General features: G+C 37.2%; 19 protein-coding genes. 7 read left to right on the forward strand and 12 right to left on the reverse strand.

All coding sequences use genetic code 11. The features are described from left to right. Window positions 1-2 precede the first annotated feature (2 nt). Window positions 3-1,235, reverse strand: a complete 1,233-nt coding sequence (locus FQ087_RS17590) for an MFS transporter (RefSeq protein WP_149581889.1) — start codon at window positions 1,233-1,235, stop codon at window positions 3-5. A 405-nt stretch (window positions 1,236-1,640) separates the two neighbouring features. Beyond that, window positions 1,641-1,817 (reverse strand): hypothetical protein, encoded by a 177-nt coding sequence (locus tag FQ087_RS22540; RefSeq protein ID WP_188006796.1) that lies wholly within the window; start codon window positions 1,815-1,817, stop codon window positions 1,641-1,643. Between the two features lie 120 nt (window positions 1,818-1,937). On the opposite strand from FQ087_RS22540, the gene FQ087_RS17595 reads away from it, so the two are divergent. Next, the gene (locus FQ087_RS17595; RefSeq protein WP_188006797.1) at window positions 1,938-3,878 is read left to right on the forward strand and encodes a GTP-binding protein; all 1,941 of its coding nucleotides are present in this window, start codon (window positions 1,938-1,940) and stop codon (window positions 3,876-3,878) included. 236 nt (window positions 3,879-4,114) lie between these two features. Next, window positions 4,115-5,272, forward strand: coding sequence for an alpha-hydroxy-acid oxidizing protein (locus tag FQ087_RS17600; protein WP_188006798.1), 1,158 nt, complete (start codon window positions 4,115-4,117; stop codon window positions 5,270-5,272). Between the two features lie 83 nt (window positions 5,273-5,355). Here FQ087_RS17600 and FQ087_RS17605 read toward each other — a convergent pair whose 3' ends face one another. Beyond that, window positions 5,356-5,964 (reverse strand): class I SAM-dependent methyltransferase, encoded by a 609-nt coding sequence (locus tag FQ087_RS17605; RefSeq protein ID WP_149581891.1) that lies wholly within the window; start codon window positions 5,962-5,964, stop codon window positions 5,356-5,358. 583 nt (window positions 5,965-6,547) lie between these two features. Between FQ087_RS17605 and FQ087_RS17610 the strand changes: the two genes are divergently transcribed. Beyond that, window positions 6,548-7,849 carry a uracil/xanthine transporter gene (locus FQ087_RS17610; protein ID WP_255452421.1) on the forward strand — a complete coding sequence of 434 codons (1,302 nt, stop codon included), beginning with the start codon at window positions 6,548-6,550 and terminating at the stop codon, window positions 7,847-7,849. 3 nt (window positions 7,850-7,852) lie between these two features. On the opposite strand, the gene FQ087_RS17615 is transcribed toward FQ087_RS17610, so the two are convergent. Then, window positions 7,853-8,743 carry a LysR family transcriptional regulator gene (locus FQ087_RS17615; RefSeq protein WP_149581892.1) on the reverse strand — a complete coding sequence of 297 codons (891 nt, stop codon included), beginning with the start codon at window positions 8,741-8,743 and terminating at the stop codon, window positions 7,853-7,855. Window positions 8,744-8,865: 122 nt separating this feature from the next. Here FQ087_RS17615 and FQ087_RS17620 point away from each other — a divergent pair, with 122 nt between their 5' ends. Beyond that, window positions 8,866-10,056, forward strand: a complete 1,191-nt coding sequence (locus FQ087_RS17620) for a coenzyme F420-0:L-glutamate ligase (RefSeq protein WP_149581893.1) — start codon at window positions 8,866-8,868, stop codon at window positions 10,054-10,056. Between the two features lie 314 nt (window positions 10,057-10,370). Here the strand turns inward: FQ087_RS17620 and FQ087_RS17625 are convergent, their stop codons facing one another. Then, complete coding sequence (locus FQ087_RS17625; RefSeq protein WP_149581894.1) at window positions 10,371-10,751, reverse strand: VOC family protein; 381 nt, start codon at window positions 10,749-10,751, stop codon at window positions 10,371-10,373. Window positions 10,752-11,279: 528 nt separating this feature from the next. On the opposite strand from FQ087_RS17625, the gene pgeF reads away from it, so the two are divergent. Next, complete coding sequence (pgeF, locus tag FQ087_RS17630) at window positions 11,280-12,044, forward strand: peptidoglycan editing factor PgeF (protein WP_149581895.1); 765 nt, start codon at window positions 11,280-11,282, stop codon at window positions 12,042-12,044. 158 nt (window positions 12,045-12,202) lie between these two features. On the opposite strand, the gene FQ087_RS17635 is transcribed toward pgeF, so the two are convergent. Both FQ087_RS17635 and FQ087_RS17640 read right to left on the reverse strand, forming a co-directional pair. Next, window positions 12,203-13,687: a malate:quinone oxidoreductase gene (locus FQ087_RS17635; protein WP_149581896.1), complete on the reverse strand. Its 1,485-nt coding sequence runs from the start codon at window positions 13,685-13,687 to the stop codon at window positions 12,203-12,205. An 879-nt stretch (window positions 13,688-14,566) separates the two neighbouring features. After that, a complete protein-coding gene (locus FQ087_RS17640) occupies window positions 14,567-14,902 on the reverse strand; it encodes a DUF378 domain-containing protein (protein ID WP_149581897.1) in 336 nt (111 codons plus the stop codon). Between the two features lie 298 nt (window positions 14,903-15,200). Here FQ087_RS17640 and FQ087_RS17645 point away from each other — a divergent pair, with 298 nt between their 5' ends. Beyond that, window positions 15,201-15,893, forward strand: a complete 693-nt coding sequence (locus tag FQ087_RS17645) for a YjjG family noncanonical pyrimidine nucleotidase (RefSeq protein WP_149581898.1) — start codon at window positions 15,201-15,203, stop codon at window positions 15,891-15,893. A gap of 513 nt (window positions 15,894-16,406) precedes the next feature. Here the strand turns inward: FQ087_RS17645 and FQ087_RS17650 are convergent. Continuing rightward, a complete protein-coding gene (locus FQ087_RS17650; protein ID WP_149581899.1) occupies window positions 16,407-17,153 on the reverse strand; it encodes an alpha/beta family hydrolase in 747 nt (248 codons plus the stop codon). Window positions 17,154-17,395: 242 nt separating this feature from the next. On the opposite strand from FQ087_RS17650, the gene FQ087_RS17655 reads away from it, so the two are divergent. Next, window positions 17,396-18,034: a hypothetical protein gene (locus FQ087_RS17655; RefSeq protein WP_149581900.1), complete on the forward strand. Its 639-nt coding sequence runs from the start codon at window positions 17,396-17,398 to the stop codon at window positions 18,032-18,034. Window positions 18,035-18,097: 63 nt separating this feature from the next. On the opposite strand, the gene FQ087_RS17660 is transcribed toward FQ087_RS17655, so the two are convergent. The 4 genes from FQ087_RS17660 to FQ087_RS17675 form a co-directional block, all read right to left on the reverse strand. Further along, the gene (locus FQ087_RS17660; protein ID WP_149581901.1) at window positions 18,098-18,562 is read right to left on the reverse strand and encodes a WapI family immunity protein; all 465 of its coding nucleotides are present in this window, start codon (window positions 18,560-18,562) and stop codon (window positions 18,098-18,100) included. 335 nt (window positions 18,563-18,897) lie between these two features. Next, a complete protein-coding gene (locus FQ087_RS17665; RefSeq protein WP_223145613.1) occupies window positions 18,898-20,949 on the reverse strand; it encodes a HAMP domain-containing sensor histidine kinase in 2,052 nt (683 codons plus the stop codon). Further along, a complete protein-coding gene (locus FQ087_RS17670; RefSeq protein ID WP_149581903.1) occupies window positions 20,936-21,622 on the reverse strand; it encodes a response regulator transcription factor in 687 nt (228 codons plus the stop codon). Before FQ087_RS17670 ends, FQ087_RS17665 begins: the two co-directional genes overlap by 14 nt. Before the next feature lie 634 nt (window positions 21,623-22,256). Continuing rightward, on the reverse strand, window positions 22,257-23,525 hold the full coding sequence (locus tag FQ087_RS17675; protein WP_149581904.1) for an MFS transporter: 1,269 nt from the start codon (window positions 23,523-23,525) through the stop codon (window positions 22,257-22,259). Window positions 23,526-23,603 lie beyond the last annotated feature (78 nt).

A 23,603-nucleotide genomic window follows, 5' to 3' on the forward strand; every position in this document is an offset into this window, starting at 1 on the left:
TTTCACTCTCTAGATTTATTTAAGACAACTTTATATAAAAGTAATACGGGAGTTAACAAAATTGCACTAACAATTAGTGCGATTTTTATCGTAAAACCCGTCGCTATAACTCCAATAACCGGTCCACCTCCAATTTGACCAATGGCGTCCACTTGTCCCTTCACCGAAAAGAAAGTTGCACGTATAGAGGAATCGGGAATGATTTTATTAAGCCAAATATCCTCCAATGGATACATGACTTGCCTTGTCACTTGGATAATCACATAAAATATAAGCAAGCTGATCACATACCTTGAAAACGCAAAGCCAATTAAAGAAATAACAACGAGTAAGCTGGCCACAAAAAGTACAACATAGATTTGCCTTAGGTTTTGATGAATAGAACTTCTATTCATCAAATGGAGTGCAGCAAATGAAACAAGCACAACAATAAACTGAATCCCCCCCATTAGCACAACTAACTTCTCATCCGTTAACGCGGAAATGTTGGAGACCTCCAAAAAATGAGCTATCCATAACCGGTCAAAGCCTTCACTATAAAACCCGACAAATAAAGCGATAAGAAATAGCATCCTCATGATAAAGCTCGCTTTAGAATAGGAAATAATGTTACCTATATTCTCCTTCATACTCCCCAGAGTAGATATTCTTTCTTCTATATCTAACGCTTTAAAGTTTTCCTCTTTCATGAAAATCATTAAATAGACAGCTAATCCAATCATGCACAGCCCGCTGATAATGATTGGCAGGTTAATCATGAAATAGCCCATTAAAATACTGAACGGAATAGCTATAATTTGTCCAAGATTACCAGCCTTGGCCCCTTTTATAAACACTAGTGAAGCACGTTCCTCACCTATTTCATCCGCAATCCACGCTTGCTGAGAGCCGCTAGTAAAAGTATAACCAATCCCCCATGCGATTTGAGCCACCAACACCGTTACAAAATAGGGAAATACCCCTTCAATTAAAAAACCGATTCCTATTAAAACATACCCAATTATTATAGATAACTTCCGACTTTTTAAATCTGAAACAACTCCAGTTGGAATCTCAAAAAGAAAAACCGATAGCTCCAAAACAGCCCCGATTAACACGAGTTGAAGCGGATCAAGCTTTACAGTTTGCACATGATACAACAAGTTTACAGTAAAATTAAATGTGAAAAATAATTGCGATAAGAAACATATATAAATGTAAACCCGATATGGATCGGTTGTTGTTATTCTATTCATTTTCTATCCCCCTCATCTTGATTATAGTAAGGGGGTTAGAAGTTTTCTTGTCCAAATTTGCGGTAATGAGCCATTGAGGTGATTTGACACAGATCAAAAAGGGAAATCCTCATCGCTGTTTTAACCTGCTCTAGCTCCATATCAGCTTCGTCCCATGTGATTCCATACGGCGTTCCACCAGATGTATAACCGGTGAAAAAGCAAATTGTTCATCTGAAAATGACTCTTCAATGTTTTTATTGGGTTCTTACTGTTTTAGTTTTTTTAGCAATTCCATAACCTCAAAAAACGTGTTCTATCTAGACAAATTACACCTTCAGTTACTCCTTCTAACTTTAAATACTTTAACGAATTCAAAAAAAAAAGCGTGGCAGTCATAATAGACTTTCCACGCTTTCATACTATTTAAAGTTCCTGATAATTTCTTTGATGGTTTCCACCATCTTTTACATCAGCATGATACAACGCTTTGTACGCGAAGCTTTTCTCTAGGTCAAGCTCTGCCATTATCTGTTTTAGACGTTTTGACAGCTCCGGGTCATTCTTCACAAGCTTCTCCATTTTCGTTCTTGAGTATTTCATAATCTGATTCCTCCCTCGCACTAAATTTGTCTTTTCAGTATAACACCTATTTAAGGTCATTCGCCCAATTCAGATTTGCTATACTAAAGGTATTAGCAAGAAATGGACAGGAGCGACACCATGTATAAAACAATTGGCATACTTGCACACGTAGATGCAGGAAAAACAACTTTTTCTGAACAACTACTTTATCACACAAAAAGCATTAAACAAAGAGGACGCGTGGACCATAAAGACGCCTTCCTCGATAGCCATACAATTGAGAAAGAAAGAGGTATTACGATTTTTGCAGATCAGGCATCTATTTCCTATAACGGATCCATCTACTACATTATCGATACACCTGGACACGTCGACTTTTCTCCTGAAATGGAACGCGCCATTCAAGTAATGGATTATGCCATTATTATCATTAGCGCAAGTGACGGCGTGGAAGGCCATACAGAAACTGTTTGGCAGCTGCTCCGCAAACATCAAGTGCCTACATTCTTTTTCATCAATAAAACGGATCGTGAAGGAACGAATATCGAAAACGTCATCCGTGAAATTCGTACAAATCTATCAGAAGACGTCTGTGATCTTACCTTCTCCTTCAATGAAGGAATTATGCAAGAGGAACTCATTGAATTTATCGCAGAGCGTGATGAAACACTGCTTGAAACCTATATGGAATCAGGGTACGACAAGGATCTATGGCTTGCAACATTAAAGAGAATGATTAGCGACAATAAAATCTTCGTCCTTTCCAGTGGTTCTGCACTCAAGGACATTGGCGTCATGACTTTTTTCGAGAAGCTCGATGTATTAACATCAACTTCTTACACGGATGACAGTAATTTCGCTGCACAGGTCTATAAAATCCGCCATGATGACAGTGGTAATAGGGTCACTTTCCTTAAATCATTAAGCGGCACACTTAGTGTCAGAGGCGAAGTAAACTATGGAGATTACACGGAGAAAGTGACCCAGATACGCGTCTATAACGGTAATAAGTTCAAAGCAATCGACCATGTCCATGCTGGTGAACTGTTTGCAGTTACTGGATTGACGCAAGCATCCATTGGTGACGGTATTGGAACACTGAAAGAAAAAGCCACCTTTGATATGATTCCTACCCTAAAGTCAAAAGTGATTTTCGACACTTCTATCCACGTCAAAGAAGTACTTAGATGCTTTAACCTGTTGGATGCGGAGGATCCTTCTTTACGCGTCTTCTGGGATGAACATTTTCAAGAAATCCATGTTCATGTTATGGGTGTCATCCAACTCGAAGTACTCCAACAAATTGTTAACGAGCGTTTTTCGATTCAAGTCTCTTTCGGCGAGCCTAAAATCCTTTATAAGGAGACCATTGAAACAACCACAACGGGTTATGGTCATTTTGAGCCTTTAAGACATTACGCGGAGGTCCACCTTTTAATTGAACCAGCTGAAAGAAATAGTGGCATACAGTTCAACAACGTCTGCCATGCAAACGACTTACTTATTGGACACCAAAACTTAGTACGCAGCCATTTATTCGAACGAGAGCATCATGGGATATTAACCGGCTCAGCCCTTACAGATGTCAAAGTAACTTTACTGACAGGACGAAGCCATAACGAGTACACGTCTGGCGGCGACTTTAGAGAAGCCACTTTCCGGGCATTGCGACAAGGTCTAGAACAAGTCCCCAATACGTTGCTCGAACCCTACTACGATTTCAAAATAAAAATCGATTTGGATAATATGGGACGAGTGCTGTCAGATATTCAACAATCATATGGCAGCTTTGAAGCTCCAGAAACGATTGGCGAAAAAGTAATTGTAAAAGGCCGCGTTCCAGTTGCTACCTTTATGAATTATAGCACCGTCTTTGCTTCATTCACCCACGGCAAAGGGACGCTTAGCCTGTTATTTGGGGGCTATGACCGCTGTCATAACCAGGAACAAGTTATTGAAGAAATCGGTTACAACAAAGAAGCAGACCCAGAATATTCGTCTACTTCCATTTTCTTGACTAAAGGAAAAGGCTATTCAGTCCCATGGGACGAAGCGGAGAAGGCAATGCATTGTTTATAAAGGAAAACCCATTGTTATTTAATTGTGCAGCACAAACCTCATAGATAGTAGACTATTTAAAACAAAAGGCGATTGACTTTAATTTCAAACAAATATACGATTACCACTATTACTAATCTAATGAAAATTCTCTTGTTGAAGAGCGATTGAGGGACTGACCACTTAGGATTAATTCACAGATTCAAGTGTTTTTTCTTAAAAGAAAACCAAATTCCTTATGAAGGGTATGGATCAACTTGACAACAACTAGAAACGTCGACTTACTATTAAAAAATATCACCCCTACCGAATCATTTCCAATTTCATTCTCAGAATTGGAAGCAGCAGCTAAAGAAAATATGTCCCCTGGAGCATTTGGCTATATCCAATCTGGGGCAGGTAGCGAAGAAACACTGCGTAAAAATGTCTCTTCCTTTTCAAAGTTTTCTATTGTTCCTCGATTTCTAAATGACGTTTCTACTCTAGATACATCTGTAAAACTATTCGGTCGTACATATCCGTATCCATTGCTAATCGCACCTGTTGGTATGCAAAAAATCGCGCATGAAGACGGGGAAATTGCTACCGCAAAAGCAGCTGCGGTATATGGAATCCCTTTCATTCAAAGCACGGTATCTGGTTATTCAATAGAAGAGGTGGCAGAGGCTACTAGCGACAGTCCAAAATGGTTTCAGCTTTATTGGTCAAGTACTAACGCAGAAATCGGCTACAGCATGGTTAAAAGAGCCGAGGAAGCGGGTTTTGAGGCTATTGTATTAACAGTTGACACAGTAATGATGGGGTGGCGTGAAGAGGACGTGCGTAATCAATACTCCCCTTTGAAGCAAGGCTTTGGCAAAGCGAACTATGAAACAGATCCGGTATTTTTAACCTCTATTCCAACTAACGATTTTGACTCCATCATTCAAGGGATGTTGGATAACATTTACCACCCTACACTCAGTTGGGCACAAGTGGCGGAATTAAAGAAGAGAACTTCCTTGCCTATCCTCTTGAAAGGTATCTTACATCCGGAAGACGCCAAGCTGGCTATTGAAAACAACATAGATGGCATCATCGTTTCAAATCACGGTGGGCGTCAACTTGACGGAGTAATTGCAAGTATTGATGCCCTTCCGGCAATCGTAGAGGCCGTGAAAGGGAAAATCCCTGTACTTTTCGACAGCGGAATTCGTCGAGGCACCGATATTGTAAAAGCAGTTGCACTAGGGGCAGATGCAGTACTACTTGGCAGACCTTTCGTGTACGGATTAGCAGTAGACGGACAAAAAGGCGTTGAAAAAGTATTGGAGAATTTCCTTCAAGAAATGAAAGTTTCCATTTCATTATCGGGTGTTACCAACTTAAAAGATCTTCGCAACTTAATAACTAGGAACTCTCCTACGCGTTTTTAAAAAAACAAACTGCTTTCTGACGCGCTATTTATAACAAAAAGTAAGCCACATTCCGTCTGGAATGTGGCTTACTTTCTGTCTCATTAGTCTCCAAGACGGAACACCAAAAAAAGTTCGTTTGGATCTTTTTCATGCATGCTTGACACCTTAACTCCATTTATAAGTTCAAAAGGAGTACTTGTTTCGAGGAACTCGATATAATCACTCGTCGGATAATAAAGGATAATCTCTACAGACCGCTTGTGTTGTTCGACTGACCGTAAAATATTATCAATGACCGTCATGAAAATCTGAATTGAAAATGGATTGAAGAAATAAAAACGGTTATCCTCCGCCTCAACTATGTATTCCTCCGCCAGACAGCGTTCAAAACGAATGAACGCATTTGACCGTCTTAACTTTTGGATATAACTTGCATGGTTTTCAAGTGCCTCCTGATACAATTGCCCACTCATTTCAATCCCTGTAACCGACACACCACATCGATTATGAATATAAAACGGAAGCCTGCCTTTGCCACATCCAAAATCCACTAATTTATCGGTATTCTTTAATTCATATACCTCAAAAAATTCATCTAGTGCTTTATAGGGCGTTGCTTCGTATCGATTATAATGAGAGGACTGATGCAGCCATTCCCGCATTCCAACGGTTTTAATGCGCAGCAATCGATCGCATTCTTTATCATACATAGCCATTCCTCCCAACTTGTTTATAACCATTGTATCTCAACATCAGAAAAAAACCTGGACATTTTAATAACAGGTTTAATTTTTTCGAGTATGCATTTTGGAGGCTTCATTTAGTTTCTATAAAGTCAGCACCCAACAAATGTAACGTTCTTCCATCGCCGTTTTGTCGCTAGATGATGGCTTCCCGTAATGAGCCCACCAGAAGGTTTACTGGGAAGGGATTGAACTGCATCCCTCCTTGGTCTTATTGCTCCGGCGCCTGCAGGATGCGGGTATGTAGCCTTTCATTAGTGTCACTCCTTCCCTAGAGTTGTTCGTTATACTCACGATGTTTTATCACCTAATTAACTCCAAATAAACAGTGCCAAATATATAGTTAAGTTGGATGACGCTTCGTATGTTAGGGAATTCCTCACACAAGTTTGGATACCGTATTTAATGCTTCAACATATATAATCACACTACCCACCCTATTAAATCTAAGTATTCGAACTATACACTTATCGAGAGTTACCAATATGGTATAATCCCCCATATACCTAATTTTTATGAATCAAAATTAGAGTAGGAAGAGGTGGATTAATTGGACACAAAACCATTACAGAAGTCCGTGACATTACTCGCGGGATTTCAGTGGCTGTTTTTTATGTTTGCCAATACGGTCGTCATTCCTATCTCCGTCGGCAGTGCTTTTCAGTTGGAGTCATTTGAAATTGTTTCTGCAATTCAACGCTCCTTCATCTTCACAGGGGTGGCCTGTCTATTGCAAGGGCTCATCGGGCATCGTTTGGCATTAATGGAAGGTCAATCCGGACTGTGGTGGGGTGTTATTTTAAGCTTAGCGGCTACTGCAAGTACGATGAATCTTGAACTAACTACAATTGGCGGCAGTATAGCAGTTGGGGTTATAATTTCAAGCATTCTCGTCACAGTTTTCGGCTTTTTTGGTATGGGAGAAGTATTAAAGAAGTGGTTTACACCCGTCGTAATGTTTGTCTTTCTTCTATTACTGGCTAATCAGCTCATCACTATTTTTCTAAAAGGAATGATTGGACTCAACATAGGTCATTCTATAGATGTAAAAGTCGCCTGTTTTTCATTTACCCTCGCCGCTCTGACAATCCTTATCCATGTGAAAGGGAAAGGGATTATCAGTAGCTTGAATTTACTCATTGGAATGACAGTCGGGTGGATTGGCGCTGCCCTGTTGTTTCCCGTGGAAGCAACAGAAACAATTAAAACGACCCCTTTCCTTACCTGGTTTCCTTGGGGGCAACCTGCTTTTGAATGGGGCATTGTTATTACGGTCGTGATTACAGGCTTATTAAACACCACGAATACGATTGCCACATTAAAAGGAGCCGAAGCCATTTTTGAAAAGGAGACAACTCCCAAGCAATACCGCGCTTCCTTCATGCTGACAGGATTGTTGTCAGCGTCTTCGGGTGTGCTTGGGCTCATCCCATATGCACCGTACGCTTCATCATTGGGATTTTTACAGTCAACCGGAATACGTGAGAGGGCTCCCTTTTTTGTGGGGTCCGTGTTATTCATTCTCTTGGGGTTGGTTCCACAATTAAGTGCTTTTTTCTCAACAATTCCACATAGCGTTGGAAATACAGTACTGTTCGTTGCTTATTTACAGTTGTTTCGTTCAGCAATCCGCAACATCGAAGGTTTGACATTCGAACCCACTACCGTCTATCGCATCGCTTTACCGGCGTTATTAGGACTATCAATCATGTCACTGCCTGCAACCGCCTTTACAACAATTCCACAGCTTGTACGGCCAATCCTTTCGAATGGCATGCTTATGGGCATTTTGACTGCACTCTTTATGGAATTATTGTATTATCTCGGTCCTGTATTTCGACAAAAGATATAAATTTTACAACTGCTTATTTTCTATGATCTCAACAAACTTTGTTGAAGCTCTTGACAGTGGCACACTCTTCAAAAAGCATACACCTATACTTCTCTTGGGTATTTCTTTAATTAACTGTACTTCATACAGTAAACCGTTATTTAAATACTCTTGGGAAAATTCTTTTGTCACACATGCTATCCCTAAATTTATTTTAGCAAACTCCAATAATAAATCATGTGAACCTAATTCAAATTCCGGCGAAATCTTTATGCCCTTAGATATCATATAATCCTCCACATACCTTCTAGAATTTGATTTTGATTCAAGAAAAATTAATGGGAGATTTACTAATTCATGCAAGCTTAAGGGTTTAGCTAATATTTTCTTAAATCTCTCCCCGTAAACAAACGTATCTTGGATATCAAAACAGGGCCTCAGTTCTAATGTAGGATCATCAATCGGGAGGTTACAAACAGCAATATCTACCCCTCCCGATTTTAAAATCGAACAAAGTTCCAATGTTGTACCATTTACAATATTAAATTTGATATTAGGATATCTATTATGAAAAGCTTCTAAATAGGGCAGCAAAAAATACCTAGAGATTGTATCACCTACACCAATTTTTAATTCACCCGTTGTTAAATTTTTAAATTCTAACATTTTTTCTTCTCCGACATGAATTAAATTAATAGCTGAATTAGCATATTCAAATAAAAGGCTGCCTTCATTTGTTAAAGAAACCCCTTTAGGTGTTCTATTAAAAAGACGAGTATCTAATTCCCTTTCCAACTGCTTAATTGCCTGACTAACAGCTGGTTGTGTCATATAAAGATCTTTTGCCGCCCTTGAAAAGCTTTCACTTTTTCCTACCTTACAAAAAATTTTATATAAATCTAATCTACTCGACACATAAGCACCCCTTATATCCATCATTCATTATATTAATTTTACTTATATCATTAAAACGGTGTATAGTACAAGTAGGCAGTAAGATAATGTAAATAAACTTTGTAATAAAAGGAGCGATTCCATTGGACAGAATAGTTGGAACAGTTGCGAGGGGTCTCCGTTGCCCAATAATAAATCGTGGAGACAATATAGAGGAAATTGTTGTAGATAGTGTGTTAAAAGCTGCAGAAGTTGAAGGCTTTACATTTAATGATAAAGATATTGTCTCTGTAACAGAATCAATCGTTGCTAGAGCTCAAGGTAATTATGCGAAAATCGATGATATTGCTAAAGACGTTAGTTTGAAGTTTGGAGAAGAAACTGTTGGGGTAATATTCCCAATCCTAAGTCGTAATCGTTTCGCTATCTGCCTTCGTGGTATTGCAAAAGGCGTTAAAAAAGTTGTTTTAATGCTTAGCTATCCATCTGATGAAGTTGGGAATCACCTAGTGGATTTGGACATGCTTGATGAAAAGGGAATTAACCCTTGGACAGACGTTTTAACAGAAAAAGAATTCCGCGGCCATTTTGGCTATAATAAACATACTTTTACTGGTGTCGATTATATTGATTACTATAAATCATTAGTTGAAGAATACGGCGTTGAATGTGAAGTTATATTCTCAAATAATCCAAAGACTATATTAGATTACACAAAACATGTTCTTACTTGTGATATCCACACGAGATTTAGAACTAAGAAAATATTGAAAGCAAATGGTGGAATTAACGTTTATAGTCTCGACAACATTTTATCTAAGTCTATTGATGGCAGTGGATATAATGAAGATTATGGTCTACTTGGATCAAATAAATCAACAGAAGATGGTGTTAAACTTTTCCCACGCAATTGCCAGCCCGTAGTGGATAACATACAGCATATGCTCAAAGAAAAGACTGGTAAAAACGTTGAAGTGATGATTTACGGAGATGGAGCATTCAAAGATCCTGTAGGAAAAATATGGGAACTAGCTGATCCAGTTGTATCGCCAGCTTTCACAGCAGGACTTAATGGTACACCTAATGAAATCAAATTAAAATATCTTGCTGACAATAACTTTGCTGATTTAAGAGGCGAAGAACTTAAGCAAGCTATATCACAATTCATTACCGATAAAGATGAAGATCTTGTAGGCGCGATGGAAGCACAAGGTACTACACCTAGAAGACTTACTGACCTTATTGGTTCTCTATCCGATTTAACATCAGGAAGCGGAGATAAAGGTACACCTATCGTCTTCATACAAGGTTATTTCGATAACTACACAAAATAAGAGTGACATAAGAAAAAGCTAGGCTCATCGCCTAGCTTTTTCTATATTTACAACCAAGTATTTCAAAGTGAGCATAACATTGTTTTTGTACTGCAAAATCACATTGACAAACCTTCCACTCGGTTGAAGTATTGAATTTTGAATCCGTGCAATGACGGGCGTACGCATTTGAACTCAGCCTAGGCGCCATACAGTGCCCAGTAACTGGACACGAAGTACGAAGGCCATAAGACTTGGCGGAGCTACCTCACTTAAGGTGTGAGGCATCCCAAAGCGGTGTGGAGTGGAATTACTCACCCTATATAGTCAGAAATTCACTTTCTCTCTAGAACCGCAAAATAATTCCCCTCATTATCAGCAAAGTTAAATACTCTGCCAGAAGGCATCGTTACCATGTCCCCGACTGTGATCTGCTTATCCTTAAAATCTCTGTATAACTCATCAAGATTATCCGAGAAAAGCAGTAACGAAGGCGTTTGGAGATTTAATTCTGGCTGCATTTTAGCAATGAATTCCTTATTGTGGAGTATGATAGTTGTTTCCGCATCCTTTGTTGGAGCGATTTCAATCCATCTCATTCCTTGGCCATTATCTTCTTCGGAAATGACGCTAAATCCTGCTTTTTCCGTCCAAAACTTCAATGTCTCATCTTGGTTATTGACATATAGCATAATTTGACCGATTTTAGTAATCATATTTTTCTCTCCCTATCTAATTGATCGTAGTATAACCTTATTCTAACTATCATATCATTCCCAACACCATCATAAATAATTTCTTCACCTGGACCAATTTTATAACTACTTGACTCAATTTCACAATTACTTATTTCTTGTGTAAAGACGAACAATATAATTCATTGTCCGTCAATATTTCGGACTATTCTCGTTGATTGTAGCGGAAGGTGGCGACTCCTGCGGGAACAGCGCGAGCTGAAGACCCCACAGGAGTGAAGCGACGAGGAGGCTGAAGCCGTGCCCGCGGAAAGCGTCCGCCTGAAGCGGAAATCAACCTTGTTCGGATTTTATAGTTAACACTTCTATTATGAAATTGATTCACCTAAATTAACTATTATGGATTTATTATCAGAAGGTAAACTGATTAGATCAATAAACCTCTTCTGTTGAATCACCATATATAACTCCGACTTACTGTGATAAAACCATCTTTATACTGCCTATACATCAGCAGCACACTCCTATATATTAAAATAAGGTGATGATATGAAAACAAAGATTTACTTAAACAACGAGAAATTTTTAGCAGGCATGACCGTTAAAGATGAAACCGAACTTGAAAACAATAACATGGCTCTTCATACCTGTGAAACCCCTGACAATGTCTTGGGAAATCGTAGAAAATTAGCCGTCTCCTTGCAATGCGGATTGGATAACTTTGTTTGTGCCAATCAAACACATAGCTCGAATTTCCATCGTGTAACGCTTGATGACAAAGGACGAGGCGCGGATCGAATGGACACCGCCATTGCCGATACAGACACCCTGTATACGTATGAGCCAAATCTGTTATTATGCAGCTTTACTGCCGATTGTGTCCCGGTGATTTTTTACAATCAAGTGAATGGCCTCATTGGCGTGATCCACTCAGGATGGCAAGGAACAGTAAAAGAAATCTCCGTGAAAGTTTTTGAGCATTTAAAACAAGTTGAACAGTGTAACCCGAGCGATTTACATGTCCATATCGGTGCGGCGCTTAGCCAGGAAAAATTCGAAGTCGATGAAGATGTTTTTTTAAAGTTCAAAGACCTTGGCTATGCGAATGATTATATTTATTACAATGACCAAACACACAAGTATCATATTAACAATCAGCAAACCGTGAAAAAACAATGCGAGTTGGCAGGCATCCCAGCTGAGCAAATCACGATTGATCAGACCTGTACGTATGTAGACCCCGCTGGTTTCTCTTATCGTCAAGATAAACAATGCGGCAGGCATCTGAGTTTTATTATAAAAAAAGACAATTGACCCAAAACATCTTGCGCCTCAATACTAGTCCTTGGAGAAAAATTATAATTTCTTTAGTTACAAAAAAGCACATCAATTTTACACATTGATGTGCTTTCATTTATTACTATTTTTTCAAACAGTAAAATTTGCATACTTATGATACGGTTCTGCAAATTTTAGTTTTCGCTTAAACCAAGCGTCTGCGCAGTTGAAGTATGAACTTCTTGTAATAGCTCTGGATTTTCCACTAGCGACATACCATATGATGGAATCATTTCTTTGATTTTTGGTTCCCATTCTTTCATATTTTCTGGGAAACATTTATTGATGACATCAAGCATAGCGTGAACTGCAGTAGAAGCCCCCGGAGAAGCACCTAACAATGCAGCGATCGAGCCATTAGCCCCAGTAATAACTTCTGTACCAAATTGAAGCGTTCCTTTGCCGCCTGCCTCTGTATCTTTAATAACTTGTACCCGTTGACCCGCTACCACAGTATCCCAATCTTCGCTTTTAGCAGTCGGAACATATTCGCGTAATTCTTCGATACGTTGCTCTTTCGATAACATAAGTTGTTGGACAAGGTATTTGGTCAGTGACATATTTTTTGCACCTGCTGATAACATAGTGAAAACATTATTCGGTTTTACAGAACCTAATAAATCCATGTTTGAACCTGTTTTCAAGAATTTTGGTGAGAAACCAGCAAATGGCCCAAACAATAATGATTTTTTATTGTCTATATATCGCGTATCAAGATGCGGGACAGACATTGGGGGAGCACCAACTGCAGCTTTACCGTATACTTTTGCATGATGTTGCTCTACAACCTCTTGATTGTTACATACTAGGAATAGTCCACTTACCGGGAATCCTCCAACATGTTTACTCTCTGGAATACCCGTTTTTTGTAGTAAAGGTAGGCTACCTCCACCGGCACCGATAAAGACAAATTTTGCAGTATGATATTCGATTTTACCGCTCCCACTATGCACTTTCACTTCCCACAGACCTTCGCTAGTACGTTTAATATCTTTAACTTGATAATTGTAGTTCACGTCAACATTTTGATTTTTTAAGTGGTCAAATAACATATGTGTTAAAGCACCAAAGTTAACATCAGTTCCAGAGTCTACTTTGGTTGCCGCTATAGGTTCAGTTGATGGACGTCCATTCATAATAACCGGAATCCATTCCATCAGTTTTTTCGGGTCATCGGAAAACTCCATCCCGTGAAACAGAGGATTGTTTGACATTGTTTCAAAGCGTTTTTTCAAATACGCTACATTTTTTTCACCTTGTACTAAACTCATATGAGGTAATGGCATAATAAAGTCCTGTGGATCACTTATCAGATTTTGGTTTACAAGATATGACCAAAATTGCATTGAAAGCTGGAACTGTTCATTAACTTTTATAGCTTTGCTAATATCTACCGATCCGTCTGGTTTTTCGTCGGTATAGTTAAGCTCACACAGTGCAGCATGCCCCGTTCCGGCATTATTCCATTCGTTAGAGCTTTCCTCTCCTGCGCTGTCGAGCTTCTCAAACACTTTAATTTTCCAGTCAGGTACTAATTCTTTGAGCATTGTCCCCAAAGTCGCACTCATGATTCCGGCACCAATTAAAATAACATCTGTTTTATGTTGTTTGTTACTCATTTTTCCCATCCTTACACATTAATATTTGCAGAAAGGATATAGTTGCTCCTACTTTGGCGCCACGGCAAGCCAAGTTACGACCTAGGAACACACCTTTTCTGTATCAATTATAACCTTATCGTAGTTTATCACAATTATTTATATATTAAAATATCTAATGCTTATATGAGTGTTATTGTTAAAAATCGAGATATCCATCCACAAAGGTCTCGGAAAATACACAAATCAAAACCCTATTAGTTGCACTGTGTTGGTTCTTTTTAGATACTTAATATATCCTCCCTTTCTTTTATTAAAATTTCATGAAAATATAACATTCTAGAACACCGGAAATACTCTCCCGTTTTAGTTATTTACTCAACCTAATATAAGTACTTCATACCATTATACATAAGTTCATAAAATAGTTAGATGTTTCGTAAACATTACTTATACAAAACCCTTTAGAACCTTTTATGTCCTAGAGGCTCATAACCAACTCTATTCCACATATTTTTTCAACATTCCCGAATTTTCCTGTAAACTAATTTTGGCCGTTACTTGTATTACACTTCATCGTAGTACATCTAAATGAGGTTTTTCATTATTCAAAACACCTTATATTATTTTACGTGTTAGGTGTTAGATATACAAAGAATATAGTTATGAATTCTAATCCTCCAGATATTTAGTATTTGTATGGCTGCCTGTGCAATAAAAAATAACTCAAACAGTTAAATGATAACCTAGCTCCAAATCTACTATTCGTCTAATAAATATCAATTTGTGGTGCATTGTCTGAATGCACTCTCGCGCAGGAACTCAAAATCAAATTTCATAGGAACCGTTCAATAACAAGAAAACAGCCACCTGAATCAGGTGGCTGTTTTCTTGTTACAATCAATCTACATCATCCATGTTGCGGTTCGCCTTTTTCTTCTCAATGTCCTTCTCTTTCTTGAAATCCGGCTCCTCGCCAAATTCTGTACCTAAATTAGGATTGGTAAAACGTGAATGCCCGTCGGTAACCGTGTCGATCTCTTCATCAGGCTTAAACAACAGACCAAGACATAGCAAGGCACTTATCCCGACAAGACCATAGACCACCCTAGACAAGAATGCATCTTGACCACCAAATAACGTCGCAACTAAATCAAACTGAAAAAATCCAATCAAACCCCAGTTAAGTCCGCCGATAATAACTAGAGCTAGCGCGATCCGTGAAAGCATACTCATGCATTAACTCCTCCTTCTATTAGAATTTAATCGAATCCGTAATTACCGTAAGCAGATTGGTACCGCGACTTAACAACAGTCGTTTCAATTACTGAATAGGTATCGACACACCACCAAAAATACATTACGATATATTGCGTTGATTCATACATATCTTCTGCCAAAATCACTTTTTAATACATTTTTAATTATAGTGACAGGCAACTAAGCAATCGTGTTTAATTGACCAAACGTGATTTTTTTATTTTTCACGTCTGTTTGGGTGCCTGTCACCCGCAAATTTAAGGAGATGATAGAAATGAAATATGATGTATTTTTGTTTGATTTGGATGATACGTTAATGGATTTTGCTGAAACAGAGAGGCATGCATTTACAAATGTTTTCAACTCTAATGGTTTTCCAAATGGATTGGTGGAGTATAGAGATAGTTATCGAGCAATTAGTTCTGTGCTTTGGAACGATTTAGAGCAAGGGCGAACCTCATTGGCTGAGTTAAAAACAGAGCGATTTCAACGACTATTTCTTCAACACGGTCTCGAAATCGATGCAGAAGTATTTGGACAAACGTATCTTGATAATTTGGGTAAAGAAGTCCACCTTTTTGAAGGAGTAACGGAAATGCTTAGCAGTCTCGAGGGTTCCAGAGTCGCAATCGTAACAAACGGTTTCAAAGATGTTCAATTGGCTCGTATAGCCGGATCTATTTTGAAAGACACATTTGAAGCGATCTTTACATCTGAAGAAGCTGGGTTCCAGAAACCACAAGTAGAAATTTTCGAATACGTCTTTCAACAGTTGAAGATTACCGATAAATCTCGCGTACTTATGATTGGTGATTCCCTTTCATCGGATATTCTTGGTGGCAATAACTTCGGCATTGATACGTGTTGGTTCAATCCCCACCGGAAGAAAAACACGAGTTCGGCACGGCCAACGCATGAAGTTCATGATTGGAGAGCTTTTAACTTTGGTAAGCAAACGGTTCGTTGAGTAGACGATAGACGATGACTTTTGCGAAGAAAACCTGTGAATATCCGTAACAGGCATTATCTGGATTCAAGAGCTCATGCATTCATCCCATCACTTAAAGAAGCAGTGGTCTCCTACTGAATACAGATAAAGGTGATGGTAGATTTAGTCTATCGAGAAAAAGCGTAAAGCCCCAGTTCCCCTCGGGGCCTTACGCTTTTTATATGATCTAGTAAAATACTCCAACTTCGTATTCCGAAAGTACTTTTCCATAGAGCCGTATAGATGAGATTTTATTTCATCCTCTTCGCCTTAAAATTTTGGGTGCCCGTACACAATACTATTTAATACAATTGAATCTGGCACAGAGACTCAAGCAATCATAATCAACCAATTACTTATGATACGGTTCACTATAACTTCAGCAAATAAATCGTTCCCAATTAATACCTATAATTCATCATTCCTGAATTATTAAAATATATTGATTTATCACTAATCAGATGATGTGAACTACTATATATTTATTAATTCTTAGTTTATACTACCCAAAAGATCTATAATATATTTTGATGTATCCATCATCTGCTGTTTATTTGTAATTAAAGATTCCCCATCACCTTTTTGATGTCCATAATCTCCAAAACCTCCATGATTCCCATCATTTATTTCTATAAATTCTGCATCACGTGGCATAACATTTATAGCCTCTTTTACTTTTTTTAAATCTGCAACTTTATCATTGCTTCCCCATAGTGACAAGACTTTTATTGATTTACTACTAAAGTTTGTTTTATTTTGGGGATATGATGCTAGTAATACTAAACCTTTTATTTCATCATTTTCAAGTGCATAATTTGATGCCATAACTCCCCCTAAAGAATGTCCTCCTATAGCCCAAGTATCGATATCTTTATAATTACTTATTATACTATCTGCTCTATTAGGTGATAAAATTGCTAAATTAAAATTCATTTCAGCTATAATAACGGTATATCCATTTGATGCTATTTCTTTTGCTATAGTTGCATATGCTGAAGCTTCTACCTTTGCTCCTGGATAGAAAATAAATCCTATATTTTTGGCATTAGATACTGGTGCAAATAAAATATCTCCACTTTCTTCGACTTTAACTAGAGAGTCGGATTTCAAACTATCCAAAGCTAATGTACCGGCCTTATAGTATGAACTTACATAAATAAAAAATCCCAAAACCACTATTAATATAAAAATAGTAATTCCGGTAAAAATTTTGAATTTTAATGATTTCTTTTGTTGCATGTTCTATCTCCTTTTTTCTACTCATTATTATAGTTTACTCTGGCACATGTTTTGTCATACTACAACTATTAATCAAGAATAGTTGTAGTATGACAAAAAACTCCCCTACTTCTGATTCTCCGTAGCCAGTCTAAGTAGGGTATTTTCTATAAAAGCTTATAGTATAAGCAAATTGTTATTGGTATAGTCAAAAGGCAGATCCATCAAAAATCCAAAATACTATAAGCTAAACGAGGTAAAATATGAGCAATTTATATTGGTATAGCCATAGTCCAAAAAATCATCTAACCTTCTCTAACCCAAAAATCATCTCTAAAGGCTTTATACTAGTAGAAGAAATTTGTTCAACTCCACTTTTTAAACAGTTTCTTTTCCAAAAGGACAATCAACAAATTCATGTCTATTTGTATGCAAGTAAAATTCAAGAAGAGATGTATTTATTCGTTCAGGAATGCGATGTAAAAGAATTATTTATACATAATCTCCAATCAAAAGCATTCCAAGGTTTCCATTCTGATATTTTCATTACAGCAAAGGAACCGTTGAAAATAATTGAAGAAATTGAAAAGGCAATGAGATATAGTGAGGAAGATGAATACTTACACATCTATGGACAGCCAATGTGGCATGGTGATGCCTTTATCGTTGGCAATCGTGCGGCATTACAAAGGTTAAAGGATACGATTGATCAAGCACTTCAATTTGGCGAAAAAAAAGAAGTATTTTTCCCTGAAGATGAAGAAGGTTATAGTTTATATATTTCATGTATAGATGATTCCTTTGGTCTGGGCCAATTAGACCCTCCCTACCATGACCCCGATATCTTTGAAAAGCGCAAGCCTCCTGTTCAAGCATTTAAACATTACAAATTACATGACTAAATTAAATATTAACCACCTAAATCGTTGTCACCTCAACGTTCTAGGTGGTCTTTTTATAAACCGTTATTTAATTCTGGTCATATCTCCATAAATTTCTACAATTTTTTTCAGTTCATTTAATGTTTTGAATAAATAACTTTGGTCCAATTGAAATCCAAATTCTAATCTATTGTCCCCCGAAGAATCTCGAAAATATCCCTCTAAATCGATTTGTCCAGTAGAGTTAAATATCATTTCAAGATCAATTGAGCATTCGTAATTGTAAAATGTAACCTTTCCACTTAACGTTTCATATGCCTCTTTTAACTGTTGATATAATTGATAAACTTGTCCAGTTGTAAACCACAGTTCACCGTTCGTAACACTATACTTTCCACTTTGAATGTTTACTTCTCCCTTAACACTATATCCACCAATTTCCTCATCTATCTCGTCAGGGAAACCATATACTGAAGTTAAGTTTAATTCGATGAAATTTGGGCCATCACCAATTTTAAATGTCTGAATTTCTATTTTTGAAACCTCCAATTGATTGCTTATATTCTCAGAATAAGATAAAGCGGTCTCAATCGCAAAATTGAAACTGCTTTATTAACCGCGATTTTTTATAAAAAAAGTACCATGTTCATTTTACATGAATAAAATACTTTTTAAATTTGATTATAACTTTCAATCTGTACATCAATACTTACCTTAAGTATTTTTTTCTAAATATCCATAATCCTCTAATTCTCTAGCATAAGCATGTTTTTCTAAACCTGAAGGACGTTAAATTTTTCCAACAACATCGCTATCACTTATATTAGCTACATCTATACACAGAAAAAGAATAGGACACTCACATGTCCTATTCCTTTGCTACATTATTCATTTGGAAATTTAGGTAAATAAATGATTGCCTTAAATAAATCACCATCTACTTGAACTAAAAACTTTCCATGCTGGATATGAATAAGGCTTTCAGCAATCGACAACCCTAATCCGCTACCTTGACTTGATCTAGATTCATCGCCTCGTTTAAAGCGTTCCATAAGCTCATCGACTGAAATATTTAATTCATATGCTGAAATATTTTTAAATGTCACGAGTATTTCATTCCCTAAATCCTCAACATCAATATATACCCTTGATGCAGGCTGTGCGTATTTAAAAATATTCGAAAATAAGTTTTCGATGGAACGCCATAGGAGTTTGCCATCAGCCTTCACATACACCTTCTCTATTGGGTAGGCTAACTTAAAATCTAATGACGACGCTTCGATTTTTCCACCCATTTCTCCTATTCCTTGCGTTAGTAATGATATGATGTCAATCCGTTCTAACTGAACAGGCATGCTTCCACTTGACGCTTTAGCCGCTTCAAATAAGTCATCTGTTAAGAGCTTGAGTCTTTTCGATTTTTGATCTAACACGTCTACATATTCAGCAATTATTTCAGGGTCGTTTTCTATTTTTAATAAATCGACATACGTAATGATTGACGTTAAAGGCGTTCTGATATCATGCGAAACATTCGTAATGAGCTCTGTTTTTAAACGGTCGCTCTTAATCTCACTATCCACCGACTTTTTTAACCCCTCAGTAATACTATTAATATTCACTGCAAGTTGGCTAATCTCCCCTTTTCCATCTACTTCAATTCGATGATGAAGATCTCCATTCTTAATTTGCTCTACGCCCTCTTTAATGCGGTTAAACGACTTCACCTTTTTCATCGCAAACCAGGCAGCTAGACCCATGGTAATGGGAAACATGAAAAACGTTGCCGCAACTACTAATGGATAGCCAATGACTAGCAGTACGATTTTCACACCCATACTACCACTATCAAATACACTTTTCACCGAGAGAAAAACCTTTTTGAGAATTTGATAGATGAGTGTATGCTGAAGTATCGTTCTATTTTTAATATGCTTTACTAGCGATAAAATCATCAGTAAAACAATGATAAAAATAGGCACCGTGAGAAGCATGTATACATCATGCAACACTTCAAGCATCACTGCTATCCACACCGCTGGTAAACAAACGGCTATCACAATATTGAGATCATTATATAGTTTGTCAATGACATGCAAGTGAATTTCTTTATCTTTAAATGAGGTTCTTCCAATAACAATAATTAAATAAACAAAAGATAAAATAAATCCTGCTAGAAATACAATGAATTCATAAAAATAACGTTTGGCAATCAGTTTGTCTTTTTCCCATTCCGCCATTTTTTGTTGTAAGAAAGATTCTTTAAACGCCACATAAATGACGTCTGTTTCTGGATTCAACTTTTCAATATTACGTGTAAAGTAATCGAGGTATTGACTTTCTTTCACTTCATTTGGATAAAACTTTTGTTGATAATCCTCAAGTAGCATATATGCACCAAATGATTCAAATTGCTCTTTCTTATTTAGTTCACTATTGGAGAATACACGTTCACCATCACTCGCATAATACACGATTCCTTCATATGCTTCTAGTGTGCTGAGTAACCGATAAAACTCTCTTACCTGTTCTTTCATGCTTTCGTCTTTTTTACGATTTATGTCATCTGCATATTTTTCTTGATATATGCGCTCATTTTCCACTTCACTCAAATTCGGATCATATCTGTTTGAATAACGGAAAACATTATATAAGTCTTCTTCAATTTCTCTACTATCTTCTTCAGTTAGTGTCTTACCACTTAAAATATGTTCTTCACTTTTGTAGTTTCCGATTAATTGCGCTAAGGGGGTAATAAGACTGTAACTTTCATCAGCGAATGCTCGGCTTTCAAAATAATTATCTTGATTTATACTACTAAGATGAACCTCATTAAATTCCATGTTGATGATTGCCCTCGCTGTACCGGTTAAACAAACGATGGCAATCAAAAACACAACCACTTTCGTGATGAGTGCATGACTAATATTTCTCAACTTTATACCCAACTCCCCATACAACTTTTAAATACTTCGGCTCTTTCGGATTAATTTCAATTTTTTCTCGAATCTTTCGAATATGAACCGAAATCGTATTTTCTGGATTAATGGCCCTTTCATTCCATACCTTTTCATAAATCTCTTCAATTGTGAATACTCTCCCAGCATTTGCTGTGAGAAGCTTTAAAATTTTATACTGCACTGGTGTCAAATAAACCTCTTGATTATCAACAGTAATGACTTTCTGTTCATCATCAATCATGAGCCCGCCCGTTTGAAGTACATAACTACTCACTTCAAGACTCCCAAATGTCGTATACCTTCTTAGCTGCGATTTCACTCTAGCCACAAGTTCTAATGGATTAAACGGCTTGCCCATATAATCATCTGCTCCAATATTTAACCCAAGTATTTTGTCGTAATCCTCCGACTTGGCAGAAAGCATAATTAAAGGAATCATATTATCTTGCCGAATCTTCATCGTCGCCGTAATCCCATCCATTTTTGGCATCATAATATCCATAATAATTAGGTGAATAACGTGATCTCGAATAAGATCGATTGCCTCTATCCCATTGTAAGCTTTGAATACTTGATATCCTTCATTTTCTAAATAAATGCTAATTGCCCTTACAATTTCTTTATCATCATCACAAATCAAAATGTTCAATTACATTCATTCCCCCATCTCTTTAGGCTCATGTGATCACCCCTATAGGATTCGTATAAGGATATGATACTATTTAAATCTTAACAAACACACACACCAATTCTTAAGACTTTCTTATTGTTTTTCTATGTACATAAATTATGCCGAATACACGTCGTGAACTTGGAAAATTATATAACTTGGAGTACACCATGAAAAAATCCGTAAACGATTTGTAAAAGCCGATTTTCTAGTATTTGACCATAATCTAATTCCTGTAACTGAGTATAAAAGAACCTAAAAGATTCATCATTTATAAAAACCTTAATATATTGATTTGGTTCACTTTCTATAAACCTTGCACTATAGTCCGATACAGCTCTTTAAATTGTTGGATATCCAAAGAAACACAAAAAAAAGAAGTTAGCGATAACTTCTCATTTCTAGCGCGTTATTATTATATTTAGGCAACTCTATGCACTCTATAAAAAGCTAAGGATAGTTTCTCCTGAAATAAGGATTACCATACCTATTTGTAATACAGTCCACCATGATAGCAATGCACGAGGTTTCTTAAATTGTCATCCAGTATTATTACTTAGGTAAACACGGGTATGGCTTATCCATATATTTTGCTTAATAACACTTTATCCTATTATAAATTCCACAATCCCGCTTTTTTAAATTTCTTTTTACCTTTAAATGCCAGGATAATGGCTCCCACATTCAAGAGCAACATTATAAAAATGCCATATAACACATAAGTGTAACTACCTGTTAATTCAAATATAAAGCCATATCCAGGTAACGCAACAATACCTGCAACTGCTAATCCCGTTATTGCAAGTCCATAGATTTGACTGAACTCTTTATTGCCAAATAGAGCTGTTGTTAAAAGAGGCCCTAATGTTCCAAGAGATGCAACAACAAATCCATATAGGCCAGTAGCTATTGTAAACATCATTGGGTTTTCAGGAACTATTATAAGAATTCCTACCGGAACTAACCCTAGAAGCATAGCGAAAATCGCTGTATTCTTCACTCCTATTTTATCACTGAGGAAACCGAAGAATAGCGCTCCAATTACAACACCTACCGACCAAGCGCCCATTGCATTACCCGCAAACTGGATATCATAGCCCAAACCCATTGCGAATGGCGCAACATGTTGGTTAAAAGCAGCTATTGATGTATCAAAGAAGAAGAAAAGTAGTAAAAAATAAAATGCACTCGATTTTTTCGCTATGGCTGCGGTAACCCCGCTATTTGTTGTTGTTTGAACTTTAATCTCGTCATTTGGCTTAACTACATCCATGCCATATGGCTGTAAACCTTTATGTTTTGGGGCCATTCTAATCGTTAATAATACAACTGGAATAACAACCGCCATTACGCCTATCCCTAAAATTATATACGTAGTTCTCCAACCCTCACTTGCGATTAAGTTACCTGCTACCGGTTGAAGGAAAGCACCTATTAAACCTCCAGCTCCCACCATAATACCTATAGCCAAGCCTTTGTGCTTTTTAAACCAATTATTAATAAGTACAGGCCCCGCTAATTGTGTTACAAATACAGATCCCATTGCCATTGGTATAGCAAACAAATACCAACCCCATACGGAGTTCATTAATCCAAACATCGCAAAGGAGCCTGCCTCCAAAATAACAGCTGCCACTAAAAGTATTCTAATATTATATTTTGCCATCATCTTACCTGCAATTGGTAGTGATATCATTGTTACAATCGATGAAATACTAAAGTACAATGTTAAACTTCCCATTCCGATACCTAAATCTTCTGTAACTGGAGTTAAAAATAATCCACCTGTAGTCATAATGCCACCTTTTGCAGCGCCGACCATGACAACTAACCCTAATAATACCCACCAAGCATAGTGGATTTTTTTCTTTGACTGACTCATGATGTTATCCCCTATTCTCATGTTTGATTTCTATTTTCAAAATCAATATCTAATATCATTTTCCACTTTGAAAGAAGT

It is taken from the genome of Sporosarcina sp. ANT_H38, assembly GCF_008369195.1.
GTDB lineage: Bacteria > Bacillota > Bacilli > Bacillales_A > Planococcaceae > Sporosarcina.